At 50.8% G+C, this 19,293-nt stretch carries 15 protein-coding genes and 2 riboswitches; of the genes, 12 read left to right on the top strand and 3 right to left on the bottom strand.

What is annotated here, in order from left to right; translation table 11 throughout:
* Positions 1–99 precede the first annotated feature (99 nt).
* Both aspT and BQ6873_RS06565 read left to right on the top strand, forming a co-directional pair.
* A complete protein-coding gene (gene aspT, locus BQ6873_RS06570) occupies positions 100–1,788 on the top strand; it encodes an aspartate-alanine antiporter (RefSeq protein WP_076591932.1) in 1,689 nt (562 codons plus the stop codon).
* Between the two features lie 71 nt (positions 1,789–1,859).
* Positions 1,860–3,518: a bifunctional aspartate transaminase/aspartate 4-decarboxylase gene (locus BQ6873_RS06565; protein WP_076591931.1), complete on the top strand. Its 1,659-nt coding sequence runs from the start codon at positions 1,860–1,862 to the stop codon at positions 3,516–3,518.
* Positions 3,519–3,573: 55 nt separating this feature from the next.
* Here BQ6873_RS06565 and BQ6873_RS06560 read toward each other — a convergent pair whose 3' ends face one another.
* Both BQ6873_RS06560 and BQ6873_RS06555 read right to left on the bottom strand, forming a co-directional pair.
* Positions 3,574–5,379, bottom strand: coding sequence for a chemotaxis protein CheA (locus BQ6873_RS06560; protein WP_076591930.1), 1,806 nt, complete (start codon positions 5,377–5,379; stop codon positions 3,574–3,576).
* The gene (locus tag BQ6873_RS06555; RefSeq protein WP_076591929.1) at positions 5,379–6,155 is read right to left on the bottom strand and encodes a protein phosphatase CheZ; all 777 of its coding nucleotides are present in this window, start codon (positions 6,153–6,155) and stop codon (positions 5,379–5,381) included. Before BQ6873_RS06555 ends, BQ6873_RS06560 begins: the two co-directional genes overlap by 1 nt.
* A 534-nt stretch (positions 6,156–6,689) precedes the next feature.
* Between BQ6873_RS06555 and cobT the strand changes: the two genes are divergently transcribed.
* From cobT to BQ6873_RS06540, 3 genes are read left to right on the top strand one after another with little or no spacing between them, the layout of a single operon-like run.
* Positions 6,690–7,727: a nicotinate-nucleotide--dimethylbenzimidazole phosphoribosyltransferase gene (gene cobT, locus BQ6873_RS06550; RefSeq protein ID WP_076591928.1), complete on the top strand. Its 1,038-nt coding sequence runs from the start codon at positions 6,690–6,692 to the stop codon at positions 7,725–7,727.
* A 52-nt stretch (positions 7,728–7,779) separates the two neighbouring features.
* Entirely contained in the window at positions 7,780–8,547 is a 768-nt protein-coding gene (locus BQ6873_RS06545) for an adenosylcobinamide-GDP ribazoletransferase (protein WP_076593981.1), read from the top strand.
* A gap of 8 nt (positions 8,548–8,555) precedes the next feature.
* On the top strand, positions 8,556–9,110 hold the full coding sequence (locus tag BQ6873_RS06540; RefSeq protein WP_076591927.1) for a histidine phosphatase family protein: 555 nt from the start codon (positions 8,556–8,558) through the stop codon (positions 9,108–9,110).
* Positions 9,111–9,240: 130 nt separating this feature from the next.
* Here the strand turns inward: BQ6873_RS06540 and BQ6873_RS06535 are convergent, their stop codons facing one another.
* Positions 9,241–10,185, bottom strand: a complete 945-nt coding sequence (locus tag BQ6873_RS06535) for a lipopolysaccharide kinase InaA family protein (protein ID WP_231949292.1) — start codon at positions 10,183–10,185, stop codon at positions 9,241–9,243.
* Positions 10,153–10,371, top strand: a riboswitch (cobalamin riboswitch). It overlaps the preceding gene by 33 nt.
* A 133-nt stretch (positions 10,372–10,504) precedes the next feature.
* Here BQ6873_RS06535 and BQ6873_RS06530 point away from each other — a divergent pair.
* The 7 genes from BQ6873_RS06530 to cobU all read left to right on the top strand — a co-directional run bounded on the left by BQ6873_RS06530 (position 10,505) and on the right by cobU (position 19,293).
* Complete coding sequence (locus BQ6873_RS06530; RefSeq protein ID WP_076591926.1) at positions 10,505–12,466, top strand: TonB-dependent receptor; 1,962 nt, start codon at positions 10,505–10,507, stop codon at positions 12,464–12,466.
* Between the two features lie 179 nt (positions 12,467–12,645).
* Positions 12,646–12,861: riboswitch (cobalamin riboswitch) on the top strand.
* 148 nt (positions 12,862–13,009) lie between these two features.
* Positions 13,010–14,890, top strand: a complete 1,881-nt coding sequence (locus BQ6873_RS06525; protein ID WP_076591925.1) for a TonB-dependent receptor domain-containing protein — start codon at positions 13,010–13,012, stop codon at positions 14,888–14,890.
* Positions 14,891–15,021: 131 nt separating this feature from the next.
* Positions 15,022–16,050, top strand: coding sequence for a FecCD family ABC transporter permease (locus tag BQ6873_RS06520; protein ID WP_076591924.1), 1,029 nt, complete (start codon positions 15,022–15,024; stop codon positions 16,048–16,050).
* Entirely contained in the window at positions 16,047–16,817 is a 771-nt protein-coding gene (locus BQ6873_RS06515) for an ABC transporter ATP-binding protein (protein WP_076591923.1), read from the top strand. Before BQ6873_RS06520 ends, BQ6873_RS06515 begins: the two co-directional genes overlap by 4 nt.
* A complete protein-coding gene (gene cobO / locus BQ6873_RS06510) occupies positions 16,814–17,449 on the top strand; it encodes a cob(I)yrinic acid a,c-diamide adenosyltransferase (RefSeq protein WP_076591922.1) in 636 nt (211 codons plus the stop codon). Before BQ6873_RS06515 ends, cobO begins: the two co-directional genes overlap by 4 nt.
* Positions 17,450–18,748 (top strand): cobyrinate a,c-diamide synthase, encoded by a 1,299-nt coding sequence (locus BQ6873_RS06505; RefSeq protein ID WP_076591921.1) that lies wholly within the window; start codon positions 17,450–17,452, stop codon positions 18,746–18,748.
* Positions 18,745–19,293, top strand: a complete 549-nt coding sequence (cobU, locus tag BQ6873_RS06500) for a bifunctional adenosylcobinamide kinase/adenosylcobinamide-phosphate guanylyltransferase (protein WP_076591920.1) — start codon at positions 18,745–18,747, stop codon at positions 19,291–19,293. Before BQ6873_RS06505 ends, cobU begins: the two co-directional genes overlap by 4 nt.

Raw genomic sequence — 19,293 nt, 5'->3', positions numbered from 1 at the left:
TTTAAAAAATACAAAGTTGCTGGTTAAAAGAGGCACACCTGATTCTTGATTTTTATATGCGGTCTATTTTTTGTTTCATCAAACCGAAAGGTGGTCACCATGGAATGGCTACATGAATTGTTTAAAAGGTCGCCCGAGATAGCGTTGTTTCTATCGCTGGCAATTGGTTATTACATAGGAAAAATAAAATTCGGAAAATTCCAGCTGGGTGGTGTGGCGGGTTCTCTGCTAGTTGCCGTGATCGTGAGTCAGGTCGGCGTGCAAATCGATCCTGGCGTCAAGGCTGTGCTGTTCGCCTTGTTCATCTATGCCGTTGGTTATGAAAGCGGACCGCAGTTTTTCAATTCCTTAGGCAAGCAATCGGTAAGAGAAATTATTCTTGCCGCAGTGTTGGCAATTACGGCCTTGATTACTGTCGTAGTGATGGCAAAACTGTTCGGTCTGGATAAGGGCTTGGCAGCGGGTGTTGCTGCCGGTGGTTTGACGCAATCAGCCATTATCGGCACAGCTGGCGATGCGATTGCCAAACTGGGATTAGCCGCAGATGAAGTAGCTCGCTTGCAGGGTAATGTTGCGGTGGGTTATGCGGTGACCTATGTGTTCGGTTCCTTTGGCGCCATCATTGTTTGCGTGAATATTCTGCCCAAGCTGATGGGGCGCGGCATCAAGGAAGATGCTGTCAAGGCAGAAACGGCGATGCAGGCAGGTGTGCAGGTTCTCGGTCCTGGTCAGCATGCTGCTGCACCTGATCTGGTCGGTCGTATGTATCAGATCACGGAGGGTAATGCGCATACCGTGGCTGATATAGAAAGCGCCAATCCAAATGTCTCCATCACGATAGAACGCATCAAGCGTCACGGACAAATCATCGAGGTGACACCGCAGTTGATGCTGGAAGTGGGTGACATTGTTCTTGTCGTAGGTCGGCGTGAAGCCATGGTCGGTGTAGCTGCACAACTGGGCAAGGAATTATACGCAGTAGAAGGCATGGAGCTCACCATGCAGCGTAGAGAAGTGGTGCTCACTAATAAAGAGTATGACAACAAAACAGTGGGTGAGATACGCAGCCAGACTGCGAATGGTGTGCGTCACGGCATTTATGTGGTGCAGATCAGTCGTATGGGCAAGGTGTTGCCGATACAGCCGGAAACAGTAGTGCAACTGGGCGACGTGATCACGATTTATGGCTCAGAGCAAGACGTGAAGCGCGTTGCTGCCTTGGTTGGTTATGTCATTGTTCCTAGTGTCAAAACTGACTTTGTATATCTGGGGGCTGGCCTGGTCGTCGGTCTGTCTATCGGCTTGTTGACGGCACGTATAGGTTCGATACCGCTGACATTGGGTAGCGGTGGCGGGGCATTGTTATCTGGTCTTCTATTCGGTTGGTTCCGTGCCAAGCGTCAAACCTTTGGTGCGATGCCGAGTGGTGCGGTGCAGATACTCAAGGATCTTGGTCTGGCAGGCTTTGTCGTCGTCGTTGGTTTGACTTCCGGCTTGCAGGCTGTGCAGACCGTCAAGGAACATGGCTTGACGCTGTTTGGTGTGGGTGTCGTGGTCACCATCGTGCCTTTGATTCTGACCATGCTGATAGGGCGCTATATTTTGCGCTATGACAATACCGCTGTCTTCGCCGGTGCATTGAGTGGCTCACGCAGTGCTAATCCTGCTTTTGGTGAAGTGCTGGACAAGGCGGAGAACTCGATTCCGACGGTTCCTTTCGCCATCACTTATGCGTTGGCAAATGTCTTCCTGACTTTACTTGGGCCGCTGATCGTGGCTTTTGTTTGATGAACGTAGTGCATGCAACATTCCGAAGCTGCCCGTGCAGGGCTTCTCATTCTTGATAAGGAGTAACGCAAATGGACTTTAGCAACCCAGACAAACTTGCATTATTAAGCCCTTTTGAATTGAAAGATGCCTTGATTCAAACGGCCAAGAAAAGCAATCAACTGATGTTGAATGCGGGGCGTGGTAATCCTAATTTTCTGGCGACAACGCCACGTCACGGCTTCTTCCAGTTCGGTCTGTTCGCGATGACCGAGGCGGAACGTTCTTATATTTACATGAAGGATGTGGGCGGCTTTCCGCAACGTGATGGAATTGAAGCGCGTTTTGAAATATTCGCCAAGCATCATGCTGGTGTGCAGGGCATACGCTTTATTGAAGCAGCTGTGTCATATGTACGCGATCAACTCGGCCTGTCTGCCGGCGATTTCCTTTATGAAATGTGTGAAGCCATACTCGGTTGTAACTACCCGGTACCGGATCGCATGCTCACGCTGGGCGAAAAAATCGTTGGCAAGTACATACACAAGGAAATGATCGGTACGCATCCGTTTGTCGGTAACTTTGATATGTATGCGGTGGAGGGCGGCACCGCAGCGATGACGTATCTGTTCGCCAGCATGAAGGCGAATCACCTGATCAAGGAAGGCGATACCATAGCACTCGGTATGCCTATCTTTACGCCATATATCGAAATTCCACAGCTTAATGATTACAAGCTGGTGCAAATGTCCATCGATGCGCCGCAATCGAATAACTGGCAATTCACCAAGAAGGAATTGGACAAGCTGCTCGATCCAAAAGTAAAAGCCTTCTTCCTCGTCAATCCAAGCAATCCGCCTTCAGTCAAGATCGATGACAAGATGCTCGCCTACATCGTCGAGATCGTCAAGAAACGTCCTGACCTCATCATCCTGACGGACGATGTGTATGGCACATTTGCCGATGATTTCGTCTCGCTGTTTGCACTATGTCCTTACAACACCATCCTGGTGTATTCGTTCTCCAAGTACTTCGGTGCAACAGGCTGGCGCATGGGTGTGGTGGCGACACATGAAAACAATATCCTCGATGCCAAGATTGCCAAGTTGCCGGAGAACCTGCGCAAGGAACTCGACGCACGCTATCACTCGATTACTACCGAGCCACGCAAACTGAAATTCATTGACCGTCTGGTTGCCGACAGCCGTACCGTGGCACTTAACCATACTGCAGGTTTGTCGACACCTGTGCAGGCGCAGATGAATTTGTTCTCACTGTTCGCGCTGATGGATGAAGCGGATAGCTACAAAGCTGAAATGAAGCGCATCGTATTGCGACGCAAGCAAGCCTTGTATCGTGAACTGGGCTTGCCTATGCAACACGATCCTAATTCGGTGCGCTACTACCATTTGCTGGATATGGAGTCGCTGTCCGAACAAATGCACGGCAAGGAATTTTCGCAATGGCTACTGAAGAAACTGAAACCGAATGAAGCCTTGTTCCGTCTGGCGGAAGAGACTGGGGTCATCCTGTTGCCGGGGCGCGGCTTTGGCACTACTCATCCATCCGGACGTGTGTCACTAGCCAATCTCAATGAATACGACTACGCCAACATAGGCCGCGCGATTCGTAACATGGCGACTGAATTCTATGAAGTATTCCTAGCGGAAAAAGGCAAGGGTAAGGCGAAGGCCGCTGTGAAGGTAGTCAAAGCCACAAGCAAAGCCAAGGGAAGTAAGAAAACGCGGTAATGCTTGAGTAGTAACTGACAGGCGTGATGCTCTTTTGAGCATCACGCCTGTAGTTTTATGCTGCCAGCTTAGGCGTTGAACGGCAGCCGTCTAGCAGGAAGGACAGGCCGATCACCAGAACCAGTTCACCTTCTGCCGAACGCGCAGTACCGGCAATGCCGGAGACGCTAATGGCAGTCATCGGTTTGATGACCAGATCCGCTGTACCTTCGACTATGCCGACAGACAGAATGTAAGGTTGCGGTGCTGCGATAACAATTCCGACGCGTTCTACGCCGAGTTCGTAGCCGAGTGCGCCAGCCAGCGAACGTACTGGCAATGGTCTGCCTTGATCGCGCAATACAGGCGCACCACCAACTTTTTCAAATTCTTCCGGCAGTTCCACTACGCGTTGCACGATCGCCATAGGTAACGCCAGCGCTGCGTCAGAACTGCGTACCAGCATCGTAGGAACGATGGACAATTCAATAGGTAGACGAATCGAGAAGCGCGTGCCGACGCCGAGTGTGGAATCGATGGTGATGGCACCACGATGTTTTTCTACCGCAGTTTTTACCACGTCCATACCGACACCGCGGCCGGATACGCTGTTGGCGACTTCTTTGGTGGAAAAGCCCGGGAGGAAAACCAGCTGCAGCATTTCTTCCTGCGTTTGTGCTGCCGTATCGGAAATCAATCCTTTGGAAATTGCCTTGGCGCGTAACTGCTCGCCATTCATCCCTTTGCCATCATCGGAAATTTCGATCATGACGCTGCTGGCTTCCTGCCATGCTTTCAGCAAAATAACCGACTTGGTCGATTTGCCGCTGGCAATACGCGTCGCATTGTCTTCAATGCCGTGATCGAGTGAGTTGCGCAGCATGTGTACTAATGGATCGTACAAACTGTCGACGACGACGCGATCGACTTCGGTTTCTGCACCTTCGATTTGCAGCTCGACGTCTTTGCCCAAATCCTTGGCCAACTCACGTACTAGACGCGGGAATTTCTGAAACAGTTTGCCGACTGGTTGCATGCGTGTCGCCAATGTGGCGCGCTGCAATTCTGTTGAATAGCGTGAAGCGCGATTCAATGTTTCTGCCAGTGCTGCCATCAGGGTTGCGGCATGTCCTTCCACCGGGAATTGTGCGAGTTTTTCCAGCAGTACGCTGGCTTGATTGGCGGCTTGTACCGACTCGCCGGCAACTTCCAGCAAGGTGTCGAGCTTGACTGCGTCAACACGGATGCTGTCTTCCTTGATAGGTGCAGAGGCTTGTTTCGCATCGCCACCACGGCGGTCGACGCCATCCCATACTTTAGCTGCAGGTGCTTCGGCTGGTGCAGCTTGCGGTGCCACTGCCACGGCAGCAAGCTCTGGTGCAGTGCCGGCTGGCACAACAGCAAGGTATAAGGCATTCCAGTCGATGCCATCGCTATCCATAGTTGCTGAAGCGGGGGGCGCGATTGCTGCGGGCTCAACAACAGCAGCTGTTTGTGCTTCGCCTTCGATTGCGCTGTTCAAAATTTCTTCCAGCGATGCTGGCATGGCGGACAGACTTTCCGGTTGTGCACCGTTGGCGAGTTCGCCCAATTGATCAGCGACAAAACCACTGGCTTGCAGTGCAGCTTCGATCGCAATCGGTGTGACCGGCACTTGACCAGTACGCAGCGCATCGAACAGATTTTCAGTTAAATGACATGCCGATACCATCGCCGGCAAATTCATGAAGCCGGCACCACCCTTGATTGTGTGGAATGAACGGAAGACTGCGTTCAACGTATTGAGATCGCCCGGATTCCGCTCCAGTGTGAGCAGGTGCTCTTCTACATTCGTCGCCAGCTCCAACGCTTCAACGACGAAATCCTTGAGCATGTCATCCATTAGAACCCCAGATCGGCAAGAAGGCTATCGACATCATCCTGCACCATGGCGATGGTAGGTGCGGATGGACCGTTCATCAATTCAACTGGTTTGTGCTCGACGGCTGCCTTGACTTCAGGTGGTGCGTTGTCGCGCAGAAGCTGAGCCAGTTCGGTTTCAGCCTTGTGCGTGATGGTGACAATTTTCTTGATCAACTGACCGGTAATATCCTGGAAGTCCTGCGCCATCATGATTTCCAGCAGGCGAGCTTTTTCTGCTTCGGTTACTTCGACTACCTTGGCGTTGAACTGACGGGAATCGTTGGCCAGCGTTTTGAATTCATCGACGCTGAGTTTGCCTTCGAATAATTGTGTCCAGCGCGTATCCATATCCTTAGCGCTTTTGGACAAGGCATCTTGTTCCGGCATGCCGACATCGATGGCATTCAAGACCTTGTTGGCGGCTTGTTCGGTCAATGTGGCGACGTATTCGAGACGGCCTTGTGCATCGGTAATCTGTGATGCGACATCAGACAGTGAACGGTCGTAACCGAGCTCACGCAGCGAGTCATGCAACAAACGGACTATGCCACCCAGGCGTTCGTACATCGGCTTCTCAGTACCATCTTCTTCCAATGTTGGGGCTGGTGTTGCCGCTGCAACGTGTGCAGTGTTCTGTACTGCTTCGACTACAGGAGCTGGAGGAGCTGCCGCCGGCGCTACTGCCGCTACGGTTTCTGCACGTTGCGCGGAAATCTCTTCAAACAGTGCATCAAAATCATCTACGTCGCCGCTCATGTAATACCTTTCCCTGTCGTTTATCCATTTTGCACTGCTGCTTGTTGTCGCGTATGTGGCCTGATCGGCAAAACAAAACGCGCTGCACCTGATAAAGAATGGCGCTTTTTATGCAGCAGGCGATGGATTTTGGTACGCGCACTTTTGCACGTTGACCTAGGGCAATAATACCCAGATTTCAGAGGGGCGCATAGCAATTCAATGTAAGTTGGAGACGGTTGGCAACACTTGCAAAATTTTGTTAAATAGCCGTGTCCTTGTTGTAATTCTGTAATCGCCTTGTCATGGCCAACTGCCATCCTATTCACTTCTTGCTACTGTCGGTTTTAGAGATCTTGTGTACGCTGCTTGCGTTTGGCTTAAAAGCTGAGGTTTGACGCGGCTTACCCTCGCGCCTACACTGCAACAACTTTTTATTCGCCCAGCATTTTTTGGCATCGATAACGTGCACGTTTGTCCGTATCGAGGCCGTAAATTGTTGTCAAGGTATTACATTTATTCTAAGGATCGTGCGCTATACGCAGCACATCAAGCATGACTACTCTTTATTCAACACAGAATCCTGTTTTATCCGCTGCACTTGATGCTGCGATCAATAACAAAACCAAACCGCTGGGCAGCCTCGGCATGCTCGAAACACTGGCCAAGCAAATTGGTCTGATCCAGCAGACAACGCAGCCTAAGTTGATAGCTCCGGCGCTGCTCGTTTTTGCCGGTGATCACGGCATCGTGGCAGAAAACGTTTCTGCTTATCCGCAAAGCGTGACTTGGCAGATGGTGGAGAACTTCCTGGCTGGCGGCGCAGCGATCAATGTATTTGCGCGGCAGAATCATTGCGCACTGCACATCGTTGATGCTGGTGTGAATCATGACTTTGGCAAACGCGATGGTTTGCTTGATCGCAAGGTGGCGCACGGTACACGTAACTTTGCACAGGAACCGGCGATGAGCGTAGAGCAATGCGCGCAAGCCATGCAGTACGGCGCGGAGTTGGTTGCAGGATTGAAAGGCAATGTACTTGGTTTTGGCGAGATGGGCATCGGTAACACCACAGCCGCTGCAGCCATCATGCATGCGATGACCAAGTTACCCGCTGCGGAATGCGTGGGTGCAGGTACAGGCTTGGCGCAGGACGGTATCTTGCATAAGCAAAAAGTTGTGCAAGATGCTGTTGCGCATCATGCCGCGATTGTTGCGGGCGGTGCACCACTGGATATTCTGGCTACGTTTGGCGGGTTCGAGATTGCGATGATCGCTGGTGCGATGTTGGCTGCAGCGGAACGCCGTATGGTCTTGCTGATCGATGGTTTCATCATTACGAGTGCCTTGCTGGTTGCTGCGCGTTTGCAGCCGGCGATCCTCGATTATTGCGTGTTCGCACATTGTTCTGACGAGCACGGCCATAGACAAATGCTCGCGCATCTTGGCGGCCGCCCTATACTGCAAATGGGTTTGCGTCTGGGTGAAGGAACCGGCAGTGTGTTGGCATTGCCGCTGCTGCACGCATCGGTGAATTTCCTGTGTGAGATGGCAACCTTTGAATCGGCAGACGTTAGCAAGCAGACTGCGTAAACATATTATGGAATTAGAAATCATCCCTCAAACAAGTTTTGGCGCGCGTTGTATGCATCAACTGCGTCTGTTCTTTGTTGCCTTGCAGTTTTTTACGCGCATTCCTATTCCACGCTGGGTCGGCTTTGATGCGCAATGGTTGCAACATGCATCGCGCTACTTCCCGGCAGTGGGGCTTGTCGTGGCCTTGGTTACTATCATTGTGTATGCGATTGGCTCCTTGTTGTGGACGCAATCGATAGCAGTTCTGTTATCAACAATTGCCGGTATCTATCTGACGGGCGCTTTCCATGAAGATGGTTTTGCCGATACCTGCGATGGCTTGGGTGGTGGTACGACCGCAGAGCGTGCGCTGGAGATCATGAAGGATTCGCGCATAGGTGCGTATGGCGCGATTGGAATAGGTTTGATGCTGGCGTTGAAGTGGATGACTCTTTCCAGCTTGCCATCAACGGCAGTTGTATTGGTCTTGCTGGTTGCGCATCCGCTCTCGCGTCTGGCTGCGATCAGTCTGGTTTGGCGCATGGAATATGTAAAAGCCGACGGCAAAGCGAAACCAATTGCACAACAGATGTCTAACGGTGAGTTTGGCATTGCGGCGGGCATTACATTGTTGCCAATTTTGCTACTTTGTCTCACGGGTTTGCTGTCTGTACTGAGTGTTGCCACTGGCGTGCTGTTCGCTGCTCTGGCGTCGTTCTGGCTGGCACGCATGTTCCAACGTCGTATCGCAGGCTATACCGGCGATTGTCTGGGCGCTGTCCAGCAAGTTGCTGAAGTGGCGTTTTATCTTGGCGTATTGGCTGTGATTGCCTATTGAGGTCCAACATGCATCTTTATCTCGTCCGTCATCCACGGCCTATTGTTGCTGCCAATACTTGCTATGGCCGCACTGATTTGGCTGTGGCCGCGGAAGAGTTGGCATCGGCACATGCTTCCTTGCTGCCGATACTGCCGAAGAATGCAACCTTGTTTTCCAGTCCGCTGCGACGTTGTACGGAGTTGTCGGAAAGTCTGGCACAAACCTTGGGTTGCCCGACACCGACCTATGACGAGCGTCTGGCAGAAATGCATTTCGGTGATTGGGAAATGCGCGCCTGGGACGATATTCCACGTGCATCCATCGATGCATGGGCTAACGATATGGTCGATTATCAACCGGGTGGTGGCGAGAGCGTGATGCAAGTCGCGCATCGTGTACGTGCATTCCGCGATGAATTAAGCAGCCTGCAGATTGAACACGCCATCGTGATTTGCCATGCCGGCATCATCCGCTTGCTGGCAGCGTGCGAACACGGTTTATCCGTCCCAGAGATGGCGATGTATGCGGCGCAGAAGCCGCACAAGATTCGTTACGGTGAAGTGCTGGTCGTTGATTGCTAAGAGGCGGTTGTAAAATCAACTTGGCGTTGTTGTGCCTTCTTGTCGTACTACTCGTACTGCCTGCGTCGGCACGCCTAGCCACCTTGCTTTTACAACCGCCTCTGTATCTGGGCCGCGACGAGTGTGTTGCCTACGTATTCTGCTTGGCGATGAAGTGCAGAACTTGTCCCGCAGCCTGAGCCGATACCACATCACGACCCCACGGCTTGCGCTTGTTCGGCAAGATGCGTAGCCAGCCGAAGGCACGCGCCGCACGTTTTACTTCGCGCTGAACAGCGGCATCATCCTGCTGCACATATCCCAGAAAAACCTGCGCGATGTCTTGCGTTTTCATATTCAAGATATAAGCAGTCGAGTGCAGGTACAGCAGCCAATCGCGTGCCTGTGCAGCTGCTAGCGGCATGACCTTGCTTGGATCATCTTCAAAATCGATAAAGCTGATTTGACCTTCGTGCGCAATCATATTGCGCGCAAAACATTGGCTCGCAGTTTGGCCAAGACGATGCAAATCCAGAATCGCCTGCAATCCATTTTCCCAATGTTGTTGTCCTTGCTCAGGCTGTTGTCGCAGCAACTGATCGACCGAAGTCGCGCCGAGGAAAGAGAGAGCAAACCATTCCGGCGTGACGTGCAGCACTTCAGGCACAGAAACACCTGCAGCAGCAAGGGAGCGCAAGCGTGCAATTTCAATCGCCTGCGCCTCGCTACCACCCGGAGCGGGAACAGCACGCAGCATAGGCTGGCCGAGCAAGCGCGCCAGGGTATTCAGTACTGGATAACCCCAATGTTTGAGCGGTGCTTCCAGTTGCTTGACGATGATAGGTGCGCCATCAAGTTCAATCAATTGCGTGCGGTCAGACTTGAGCGCCAGTTGGGCTGAAATCGTGTGCAATTGGTCAGGAGTAAACATGCGATGAGTGGGATGAGCGGAGAAGGCTGGATTATAGATCAGCGCGCCCATCCGACGGCATTTGTCATGTTCCGCATTGTGGTTTGCAAAGAACAGAAAGCCCGGCGCAGTTGCCGCTAAGTGGCGCCAGCCGTACAATGGCGCAGTTTTGGTGCCCGCGGACATGTCCATGTCCGCAGTTAAACGGGAAACACGATGCTCCTACTGCAAACGTGTGCTGCCCCCGCAACGGTAAACAAGCGTCACTGGTTTTTAGTGACAGATCATCTCTCATACCACTGTGCTATTTGTACGGGAAGGTGAGATGGTTTGCTTGTCAGCCCGGATACCGGCCAGAACAGGTGAAAGCAATGCGAACGGGGAACGTCGCAGCGAGCAAATTGCAGGAAACTGCACAACGCTGTTCAGATCGTTCTCGTCCCATTCTTTTGTTGAACTCGACCCGCGGGGAGGTAGGTCGAGTGCTCCTTATCGAAAAGACAAAATGAAATCCGCATCATCAAATCACCGTACCGCTGCATGGAAACCGCTCGCACTGGTTTCTGCACTCGCTACTCTGACTTTCCCGGCTGTTGCGCAAGTGGAAAGCGGTCAACAATTGGCGCCGGTTACGGTCTCGGCATCACGCTTTCAAAGTACAGAAGCTCCTATTGGCGCGACGGTGATTACTGCCGAACAAATTCGCGAAGCTGGGATTGGCAATGTGAATCAAGCGATTCGCAAGATTGGTGGCGTGTATGGTCGTCAAGATTTGAATGGCGCATCAGACTTCGTACTTGACTTGCGTGGGTTTGGTGGCGCTAGTGAAAACAATATGGTGGTGATGGTTGACGGCATTCGCATATCCGAAAATGAACAGGCTTCAACATTGATGTCCTCGATTCCTATCGAGTCAGTTGAGCGTATTGAAATTGTACGTGGTGGCAGTAGCGTTTTGTATGGTCAAGGTGCAACCGGCGGTACGATTCAGATTATTACTAAGCGAGGAGTTAAAGGTACACACGGCTCGCTTTTTGCAGAAGTCGGTAATCGTAATAGCAAAGAAGTGCGGGCATCTTTGTCCAAAGGTTGGGATGGTTTCTCAATCAATGCAAATGTAGGTGCTTTGCAAACCGATAACTACCGTGATCGCAATGCGCTGAAACAAGAAAACTTTAGTGGTGGCATGCAATGGGCATCAGATCAAGGGCGCATAGGTATGCGTATTGATGCATCCCATCAGAAATTTGATTTGCCAGGTGGCATAACGTGGGAACAATTTCTACAAAATCCGAGACAGGCGAAGGATTTATCTAATTTTGGTTCTATAGATTCAACTCTCTATACCTTATTTGGTGAACGTCGTTTTGGTAATTGGGAGCTTGCAGCAGACCTTTCTTATCGTGAACGACAAGGTGACTATTTTTCCCCAACTTATCAAAGTACGTATGATGGTCGCTCCTCACAATTCTCTCCTCGTGCCCGTCATATTCTTAAAACTGGGAACCTCGTTAACGAATTTGTAATTGGTCTGGATATTGGAAAATCTGGAAGAAATACAATTGATACCTTTAGCGGATCTGCTAAAGCATCTCAAGATGCTCAAGCGTTATATGTGCGTGATGAGATTCGATTCGGAAAGTCTCGTATCGCAGCCGGCGTTCGCCATGAAATATTTAATCAGAGTTCACGTGGTGCGAATATCTATGATCGAAAAATTTCATTAAACGCTTGGGATTTGCAGGGTAGTTATGATCTGTCAGCAGTAGCGAGTTTTTTTGCAAAAGTTGGTCGCAGCTACCGTATTGCAAATGTGGACGATAATTCTGGAACATCAACTGGTTTGCCATTGAATCCGCAAACTTCCAATGATTTGGAGGTCGGTGCAACGCTAGGAAACGAAGCGAAAAAGCTGACTGCTAAGTTGTTTCAACATAAGTTAAAAAATGAAATTTATTATGATCTACTTAGTCCACCATGTTTCGGCACGTTTTGTGGTGCAAACATAAATCTTGATCCAACCAAACATGAGGGAATTGAGATAGAGGCCAATGCTCGCCTTACTCAAGAATTTACTGTTTCTGGAATTCTACGGCATGTAAAAGCTAAATTTACTGAAGGCCCTTATGCAGGAAAAGAGATGACGCTGATACCTAAAAATACAGCAACTCTGCGTTTGAATTGGTTACCTGGTAATGGGCAAAGCGCAAATGTTGGTGTTCAATGGATTGATTCGCAACGTTACGCAGGTGATTCCAATAATGCTTGCAGCACGAAAATCCCTTCGTTTGCAACACTTGATGCGCGCTACTCGATACGAGTGGGGACATGGGAATTCGCCGTTACAGGTACAAATTTAGCTGACAAAAATTATTTCTCTCAGGCTTTTGGGGCATGTCGCGATACTGCCAGTATTTATCCAGATGCTGGCCGTGTGGTGAAATTCTCAGCACGTAAGGATTTTTGATTCACTGTAAATAAGAAGTAGAAATATCGGAGCGCATGCATATTGGAGGTTTCTCCGATATCGCATGCGTTTTTTGTTTGAAGTTCATGAACCTTGCTCTTCCTTGTGCATGTTGCACAAATAGAACAGAAGCTCAGGCTAAATAGCTTGCAAAGTTGCCGCTCTGCAGCGTACGCCCTTACAATGTCGCCAGTTTTGGTGCTCGCGGACATGTTCATGTCTGCAGTTAAACGGGAAACACGATGCCTCAGGCTAACGTGTGCTGCCCCCGCAACGGTAATCAAGCGTCACTTAATCGATGACAGATCGTCTCTCAAACCACTGTGCAAGTTGCATGGGAAGGTGAGGCGCTCGTGCTTGCTAGCCCGGATACCGGCCAGGACAGGTGGAAATGCTGCGAACGGGGAGGTTCGCGACGCGATTCGCTCATGTGCTGCATAGTGCTGCTTCCTGTTTGTTTCGGTCGTTAATTCTGTTCCGGTATTTCTTTTCAATTCAGCCTGCGGGGAGGTGGGCTGGATGCTGTTTCTATGAAAAGTAATCATGACCTCATCCGTTTTACGGCGCGCTAATTTGGCGTTCCAACCGCTTGCCATTGCACTTTCTGTTTCTGCTGCGTTTTCTCCTTTGAGTTTCGCGCAAACTCCTACTGATCAATCGTTAGCGCCAGTATTGGTGACAGCTTCGCGTACCGCGCAGAAAGCTAGTGATGTTTTAGCTGACAGTACTGTTATTACCGCAGAGGAAATTGCGGAATCAGGGCAAACATCCATTATCGATTTGCTACAAACTCAGCGGAGTATTGAAATTAAGCGAAATGGTGGTGCCGGCAGTGATGCGGATGTTTACATTCGGGGTGCGAATGCAAAACAGACGATTCTTTTGATCGATGGTGTGCGTAGTGTGTCTTCCACTTTGGGAAGTCCGGCATGGTCGGCTATTCCACTGTCACAAATTGAGAGAATTGAAATTGTGAGAGGGCCATTGAGCAGTTTTTATGGCGCTGATGCTCTTGGTGGTGTAATTCAGGTCTTTACTAAAAAAGGAAGTGGCGCACCACGACTAACATTTTCTGCTGGTGCTGGCACCTATGGTGAGCGAGTTGTGACGGCTGGAGTGTCAGGTTCTACTGAAGGAGAGCATGTTATTCGCTACTCTATCAATGCCTCTCAAGAGGAAGCTGACGGTTTTTCATCAAGAGTTGGTGCAGGTTTCGATCCAGATAAAGATGCGTATACGAAGAATAATCTGAGCGGACAATTTTCTTGGAATCTGACCAAAGGACAGGAGCTTGGATTTATGTTCCTGAATAGCCGTAATAATGCGGCGTATGACGGTAATGGCATTCCACCCTTCAAACCATATATTGTGAGCGAGGTGGATGTATATTCAGTCTATTCGCGCAATCAGATCACGAATAATTGGAGCAGTTTGCTGCAGCTTTCTCGTTCTTATTCCAAGCAACAGCAATACACGTCAGCAGTTCCAGCTATAAACAATTCAACGCAAGATCAAATCAGTTGGCAAAACGATTTGAAAATTGGCAGTGATGTATTGCAATTACTCGTTGAGCGTCGCGAGGAAAGTGTCGTCAACCCTACTCAGGCAAAACAGAACAACCGCAGTCGTAGCAATAATTCGTTAGCACTTGCTTATCAATTGAACCGCGATGAGCATCTGGGTAGTGCCAGCGTGCGTTACGATAACAGTTCTGCATACGGCTCTAACGTGACAGGTAGCTTGGGTTACGGTTATCGCTTAAGTAAAGCACTGAGAGTTAGTGGCAGCGTGGGAACCAGTTTCCGTGCACCGACTTACAATGACCTGTACTTTGCGCCTAACTTTGGCAATCCTGATGTCAAACCTGAGAAAGGTAAGAATACGGAAATCGGTGCTTATTACGATGATGGGAAATCTGATTTTAGTATTGCCTATTATCATAATCAGATCACGGATTTGATTGTCTCTAGAACACCTTGTCCCAACATCATTCTTGGAACTTCTTGTTCCTATAACCTTAATAGTGCAGTTTTAAAAGGTGTGTCGGTCGGCGGCTCTACAAAAGTGTCCGATTTTAGAATATATGGAACCTTGGATTGGCAGGACCCTCGTGATAAAGCGACTAATACCTTGATTGAGCGTCGTGCTCGTTTGCATGGAACTTTAGGCTTCAGTCATAAATATGGTTCGTTTAAATCCGGGGCCGATGTCATTTTCTCTGGATCCCGTTTCGACGCAGCAAAGCAAGTCAATCGTTTGGGCGGCTATGCATTGCTGAATCTACACGCCAGCTATGATTTGAATGATGACTGGCAGTTGTTCGGTCGTTGGAATAATGTTTTGGATAAAAAGTACGAAGTTGCACGCACTTACCAAACTCCAGGGTCCAATGTTTTTGCCGGTATCCGTTACGGATTCAAATAAGCATTTGTAAAATAGCAGTCGTTACACTATCGCGCATGCATGCTCGGATGACTTATCCGGTATTGCATGCGCAAATTTTATGAGGAAGTCCTGATGTTGTTTCGCCCATGAGTAAGAGTAGCCATAAAAGCATGAATATTTCTGCGATGCAGGGGCGTACGCGTGCATGGATGGTTTTATCTCTGCTGGTTTTTCTTGCAGTGTTGAGTTTGTTGATTGCGTGCGTAGTTGGTTCGGTCGCACTGTCGTTTTCAGAAATATATGGCGCTGTGCGTGAATTGGTGGCGGGGACGACATCGACGATGGCGGCGACCTTGGTTGACCTGCGACTTAGTCGTGCGCTTTCTGCATTTGTAACTGGTGGCACCTTGGCGTTGGCTGGCGTGATGATGCAGGCGCTGTTACGCAATCCATTGGCAGAGCCGTATGTGCTTGGTGTATCGGGTGGTGCCGCGGTGGGTGCGCTTGGTGCGATGCTGCTTTTTTCAATGACGTGGATGGTGGATGTCGCCGCGTTTGGTGGTGCGATTGCGATATCGATCTTGTTGTATGTATTTGCGCAGCGTGATTTGCGCGGCACGTCCAACACGGATGGAAATGCGCCTTTGCTGTTGTTGACGGGCGTGATCCTCGCATCTGGTTGCAGCGCTTTGGTGGCCTTAATGCTGTCGATTGCGCCGGATAATCGTTTGCGCGGGATGGTGTTTTGGTTGATTGGTGATTTGTCGGGTACGCAGTTCCGTTGGTTGCCGTGGATAGTCCTGGCTGGTGCTTTGGTATTTTCTACGCGCGCGGCGCGTGCGATTAATGTGATTGCCTTGCATGCCGAAGCGGCATCGACATTGGGTATCAATGTGGGTAAATACCGTATTGGTCTGTTTTTATGTGCAGCATTGCTGACTGCTAGTGGCGTGAGTAATGCGGGCAGCATTGGTTTTGTGGGTTTGATTGTGCCGCATGCATGCCGTTTTGTTTTGGGGCCGGATCATCGCTTGCTGCTTCCCGCTGCAACTTTGGTGGGCGGTGCATTTCTAGTTTTGGCAGATACTTTGGCGCGTAGCATCGTCGCGCCGCAACAGCTTCCGGTTGGCGTGATTACCGCATTGATAGGTGTGCCGGTTTTCCTGTTGCAACTGCATCAATTGAGAAAGCGCGGATGAAGACGAATAATCTTGAACTCCGCATCGCTGACCGTTTATTGGTCGGGGGCTTGAACTGGCAAGTTGGGCCGGGTGAATGTTGGTGCGTCATCGGTCGTAACGGTGCTGGTAAAAGCACCTTGCTCCGTACGCTGGTTGGTTTGCGTGCAGCAGATGGCGGGCAGGTTGAATTACAGAACCGTGCGCTTGCCAAGTGGCCTTTGCAGGATCTGGCGCGCGAGCGTGCGTTTTTGCCGCAAGGTAGAAGTGATGCCTTCGGTTATCGCGTGATAGAAACCGTATTGACTGCGCGTCATCCTTATCACGAGTCTGCGTATTGGGAATCGGATGCCGATTATGCGGCGGCACATGCAGCTTTACAGATCATGGATGTCGATACCTTGGCTGAACGCGATGTGCGCTCACTCTCTGGCGGTGAACGCCAGCGCGTAGCGATAGCTGCTGTGCTGGCACAGGATACGTCTTTATTGTTGTTGGATGAACCTACCAATGCCCTCGATCTGGGGCATCAGGTGAGCGTAATGAATTTGTTATCCAAGCTATGCCGCGAACAAAAGAAATCGGTGGTCATGGTTAGCCATGATTTGAATCTCGCGCATAGCGTGGCAACGCATGCTTTGCTGTTGATGGGCGATGGACGCTGGCACGCAGGTAGCGTTGATGAAGTCATGCAAGCTCCCTTGTTGAGTGAGTGTCTGGGTCATCCTATTGAGATCGTCAAACACGGCAAGCGCACAATTTACCTGGCAGTTGAGGAAGAACAATGAGTGAAGAATTGAATGGCGCAAGCAAGGATGCCGATGGTTTGAACGAACGGCATAATGCGCGCATGGCGCGTAAGAAGGAAGTCGTCGATAAGAAGATAGATGCAGCGAAACGCAATGCAGGTGTGTTGGTGATTACTTGCGGTAACGGTAAAGGTAAAAGCTCCAGCGCCTTCGGCATGGCAGCACGCGCACTCGGCCATGGCATGAAGGTAGGTGTCGTGCAATTCATCAAGGGCGCGATTATGACTGGCGAAGAAAACTTCTTCCGCCGCTTTCCTGATGAAATCAGTTTTCATGTCATGGGTGAAGGCTATACCTGGGAAACGCAAAACCGCGAACGCGATGTCGCCAATGCAGAGAAAGCATGGCAACGTGCGCAAGTCTTGCTGAGCGATCCGGCCATTGGTTTGGTGGTGCTGGATGAATTGAATATCGCATTGAAATATAAATACCTGGACGTGCAGCAAGTGATCGCTGATCTGCAGGCGCGTCCAGAGATGCAACACGTCGTGATCACAGGTCGTGGTGCGCCGCCAGAACTGATAGCAGTGGCCGATACCGTCACTGAGATGCAGCCGATCAAGCATGCTTTTGCGAATGGCATCGCTGCGCAACAGGGTGTGGAGTGGTAGATGGCTAGTGCACGCATTGTCCTGATTTCTGGCATTGCTTCCGGCCAGGGTAAAACGACAGTCACCGCGGCTTTGTCCCGCAAGTTGATACGGCAGGGTTTGCGCGTGCGCGTGTTCAAGACCGGACCGGATTATCTGGATCCAATGATCCTGCACCGTGCCAGTGGTGCCGAAGTATATGCGCTCGATTTGTGGATGGTAGGTCTGGAAGATTGCCGCCGCTTGCTGGCCAAGGCCGCAACTGAAGTCGATGTCATTCTGATCGAAGGCGTAATGGGTTTGTACGATGGCGATCCGTCGTCGGCAGATTTGGCACGTGCTTTCGGTGTACCGGTAGTGGTCGTATTGGATGCGGCCAAGATGGCGCAGACGGTAGGTGCAGTGGTGCTTGGTTTGCAGCAATACGGTCCGGTTGAACTAGCTGGTGTGATCGTCAATCGTATCGCCAGTGCCTCACACGCAAAAATGGTGACGCAAGGCATACGCAATGTTCCACTCCTCGCGACTTTGCCTAAGCAGGCGCAAGCATTGCCGGAGCGTCATCTGGGTCTGGTGCAGCCAGATGAAATTGCACAGGTAGATCAGGTGCTGGATCAAATGGCTGATCAGATAGAGATTGATATGGCGGCATGGGATGCGATAGCACCAGTCGTGCTGGATGAAAGTCTGGCCGCAGCGACAACGCCGCAATTACTGGCTGGTAAAACGATAGCGATTGCACGCGATGCGGCTTTCGCCTTTGTGTATCACGCGAATCTGGAATGCCTGCGCGCTGCTGGTGCGAGGCTGACATTCTTTTCTCCATTGAATGATGAAGCGATACCTGCTGAAGCGGATGCTGTGTATATCCCAGGCGGTTATCCGGAGTTGCATTGCGCGACTTTGGCAGCAGCACAGAACTGGCAAGACTCGATGCGCGCCGCGCATGCGCAGAATATGCCGATACTCGCTGAATGCGGCGGCATGATGGTGATTGCCGATAGCCTGACCGATGCACAGGGCAAGCAATGGCCTATGGTTGGCCTGATGCCGGGCGAGGTCGTGATGCAAGGCAAGTTGGCTGGTCTGGGCATGCAATCGCTGGTGACTGAAGACGGTGAATTGCGCGGTCATGCTTTCCACTACTCAACGCTGAGCACGTTGGTCGAGCCGCAGGCACAAACAGTCAAGCGTTCTAATGGCGCGATTGGTGAAGCCGTGTATAAACAAGGCGCACTGACTGCGACTTACTTCCACGCGTATTTTTCGTCATGTCCAGCGGCGACGGCGCGTATTTTTGCACCTGAGGAAAAAACATGACGCGTACTCTGGTCATAGGCGGTGCACGGTCCGGCAAGAGCATGCATGCAGAAGTTTTGGCTATGGCAACGGGCAAGCCGCTCGTCTATATTGCCACCGCACAAGCGAGTGATGCAGAGATGCAAGCGCGTATCACGCATCATCGTGAGCGACGTGATGACCGCTGGCAGACAGTGGAAGAAACGCTGGCGTTGGGTGCTGCGATTCAAAAATACAGTAAGCCAGACAATGTGCTGCTAGTTGATTGCCTGACAGTCTGGCTTTCCAATTTACTATTTTCTGAAGACAAAGAATTCCCCGAGATCGGCATCATCGATGCTCCAGCCTGTTTCACTGAACAACGCGCAGCTTTCCTGCAAGCACTGGCACAGGCACCAGGCGACGTGATCTTGGTTACCAATGAAGTAGGGCAAGGCATCGTGCCGCAAGGTGCGATATCGCGCTGGTTTGTCGATGAAGCAGGACGCTTGAATCAGGCGGTAGCGGCAGCTTGCGAACGTGCAGTGCTGGTCGTGGCTGGTTTGCCGTTGACACTAAAGGGTTGA

The sequence above is a fragment of the Herminiimonas arsenitoxidans genome, assembly GCF_900130075.1.
In the GTDB taxonomy this organism is placed as follows: Bacteria; Pseudomonadota; Gammaproteobacteria; order Burkholderiales; family Burkholderiaceae_D; genus Oxalicibacterium; species Oxalicibacterium arsenitoxidans.
Note: the sequence above shows the minus strand (reverse complement) of the source record. Positions and strands in the feature narration are given on the sequence as shown.

Excerpts from the sequence above, each read along its gene's own strand:
- aspT (WP_076591932.1), top strand. The coding sequence starts at position 100 with ATGGAATGGCTACATGAATTGTTTAAAAGGTCGCCCGAGATAGCGTTG.
- BQ6873_RS06565 (WP_076591931.1), top strand. The coding sequence starts at position 1,860 with ATGGACTTTAGCAACCCAGACAAACTTGCATTATTAAGCCCTTTTGAA.
- BQ6873_RS06560 (WP_076591930.1), bottom strand. The coding sequence starts at position 5,379 with ATGGATGACATGCTCAAGGATTTCGTCGTTGAAGCGTTGGAGCTGGCG.
- BQ6873_RS06555 (WP_076591929.1), bottom strand. The coding sequence starts at position 6,155 with ATGAGCGGCGACGTAGATGATTTTGATGCACTGTTTGAAGAGATTTCC.
- cobT (WP_076591928.1), top strand. The coding sequence starts at position 6,690 with ATGACTACTCTTTATTCAACACAGAATCCTGTTTTATCCGCTGCACTT.
- BQ6873_RS06545 (WP_076593981.1), top strand. The coding sequence starts at position 7,780 with ATGCATCAACTGCGTCTGTTCTTTGTTGCCTTGCAGTTTTTTACGCGC.
- BQ6873_RS06540 (WP_076591927.1), top strand. The coding sequence starts at position 8,556 with ATGCATCTTTATCTCGTCCGTCATCCACGGCCTATTGTTGCTGCCAAT.
- BQ6873_RS06535 (WP_231949292.1), bottom strand. The coding sequence starts at position 10,185 with ATGTCCGCGGGCACCAAAACTGCGCCATTGTACGGCTGGCGCCACTTA.
- BQ6873_RS06530 (WP_076591926.1), top strand. The coding sequence starts at position 10,505 with ATGAAATCCGCATCATCAAATCACCGTACCGCTGCATGGAAACCGCTC.
- BQ6873_RS06525 (WP_076591925.1), top strand. The coding sequence starts at position 13,010 with ATGACCTCATCCGTTTTACGGCGCGCTAATTTGGCGTTCCAACCGCTT.
- BQ6873_RS06520 (WP_076591924.1), top strand. The coding sequence starts at position 15,022 with ATGAATATTTCTGCGATGCAGGGGCGTACGCGTGCATGGATGGTTTTA.
- BQ6873_RS06515 (WP_076591923.1), top strand. The coding sequence starts at position 16,047 with ATGAAGACGAATAATCTTGAACTCCGCATCGCTGACCGTTTATTGGTC.
- cobO (WP_076591922.1), top strand. The coding sequence starts at position 16,814 with ATGAGTGAAGAATTGAATGGCGCAAGCAAGGATGCCGATGGTTTGAAC.
- BQ6873_RS06505 (WP_076591921.1), top strand. The coding sequence starts at position 17,450 with ATGGCTAGTGCACGCATTGTCCTGATTTCTGGCATTGCTTCCGGCCAG.
- cobU (WP_076591920.1), top strand. The coding sequence starts at position 18,745 with ATGACGCGTACTCTGGTCATAGGCGGTGCACGGTCCGGCAAGAGCATG.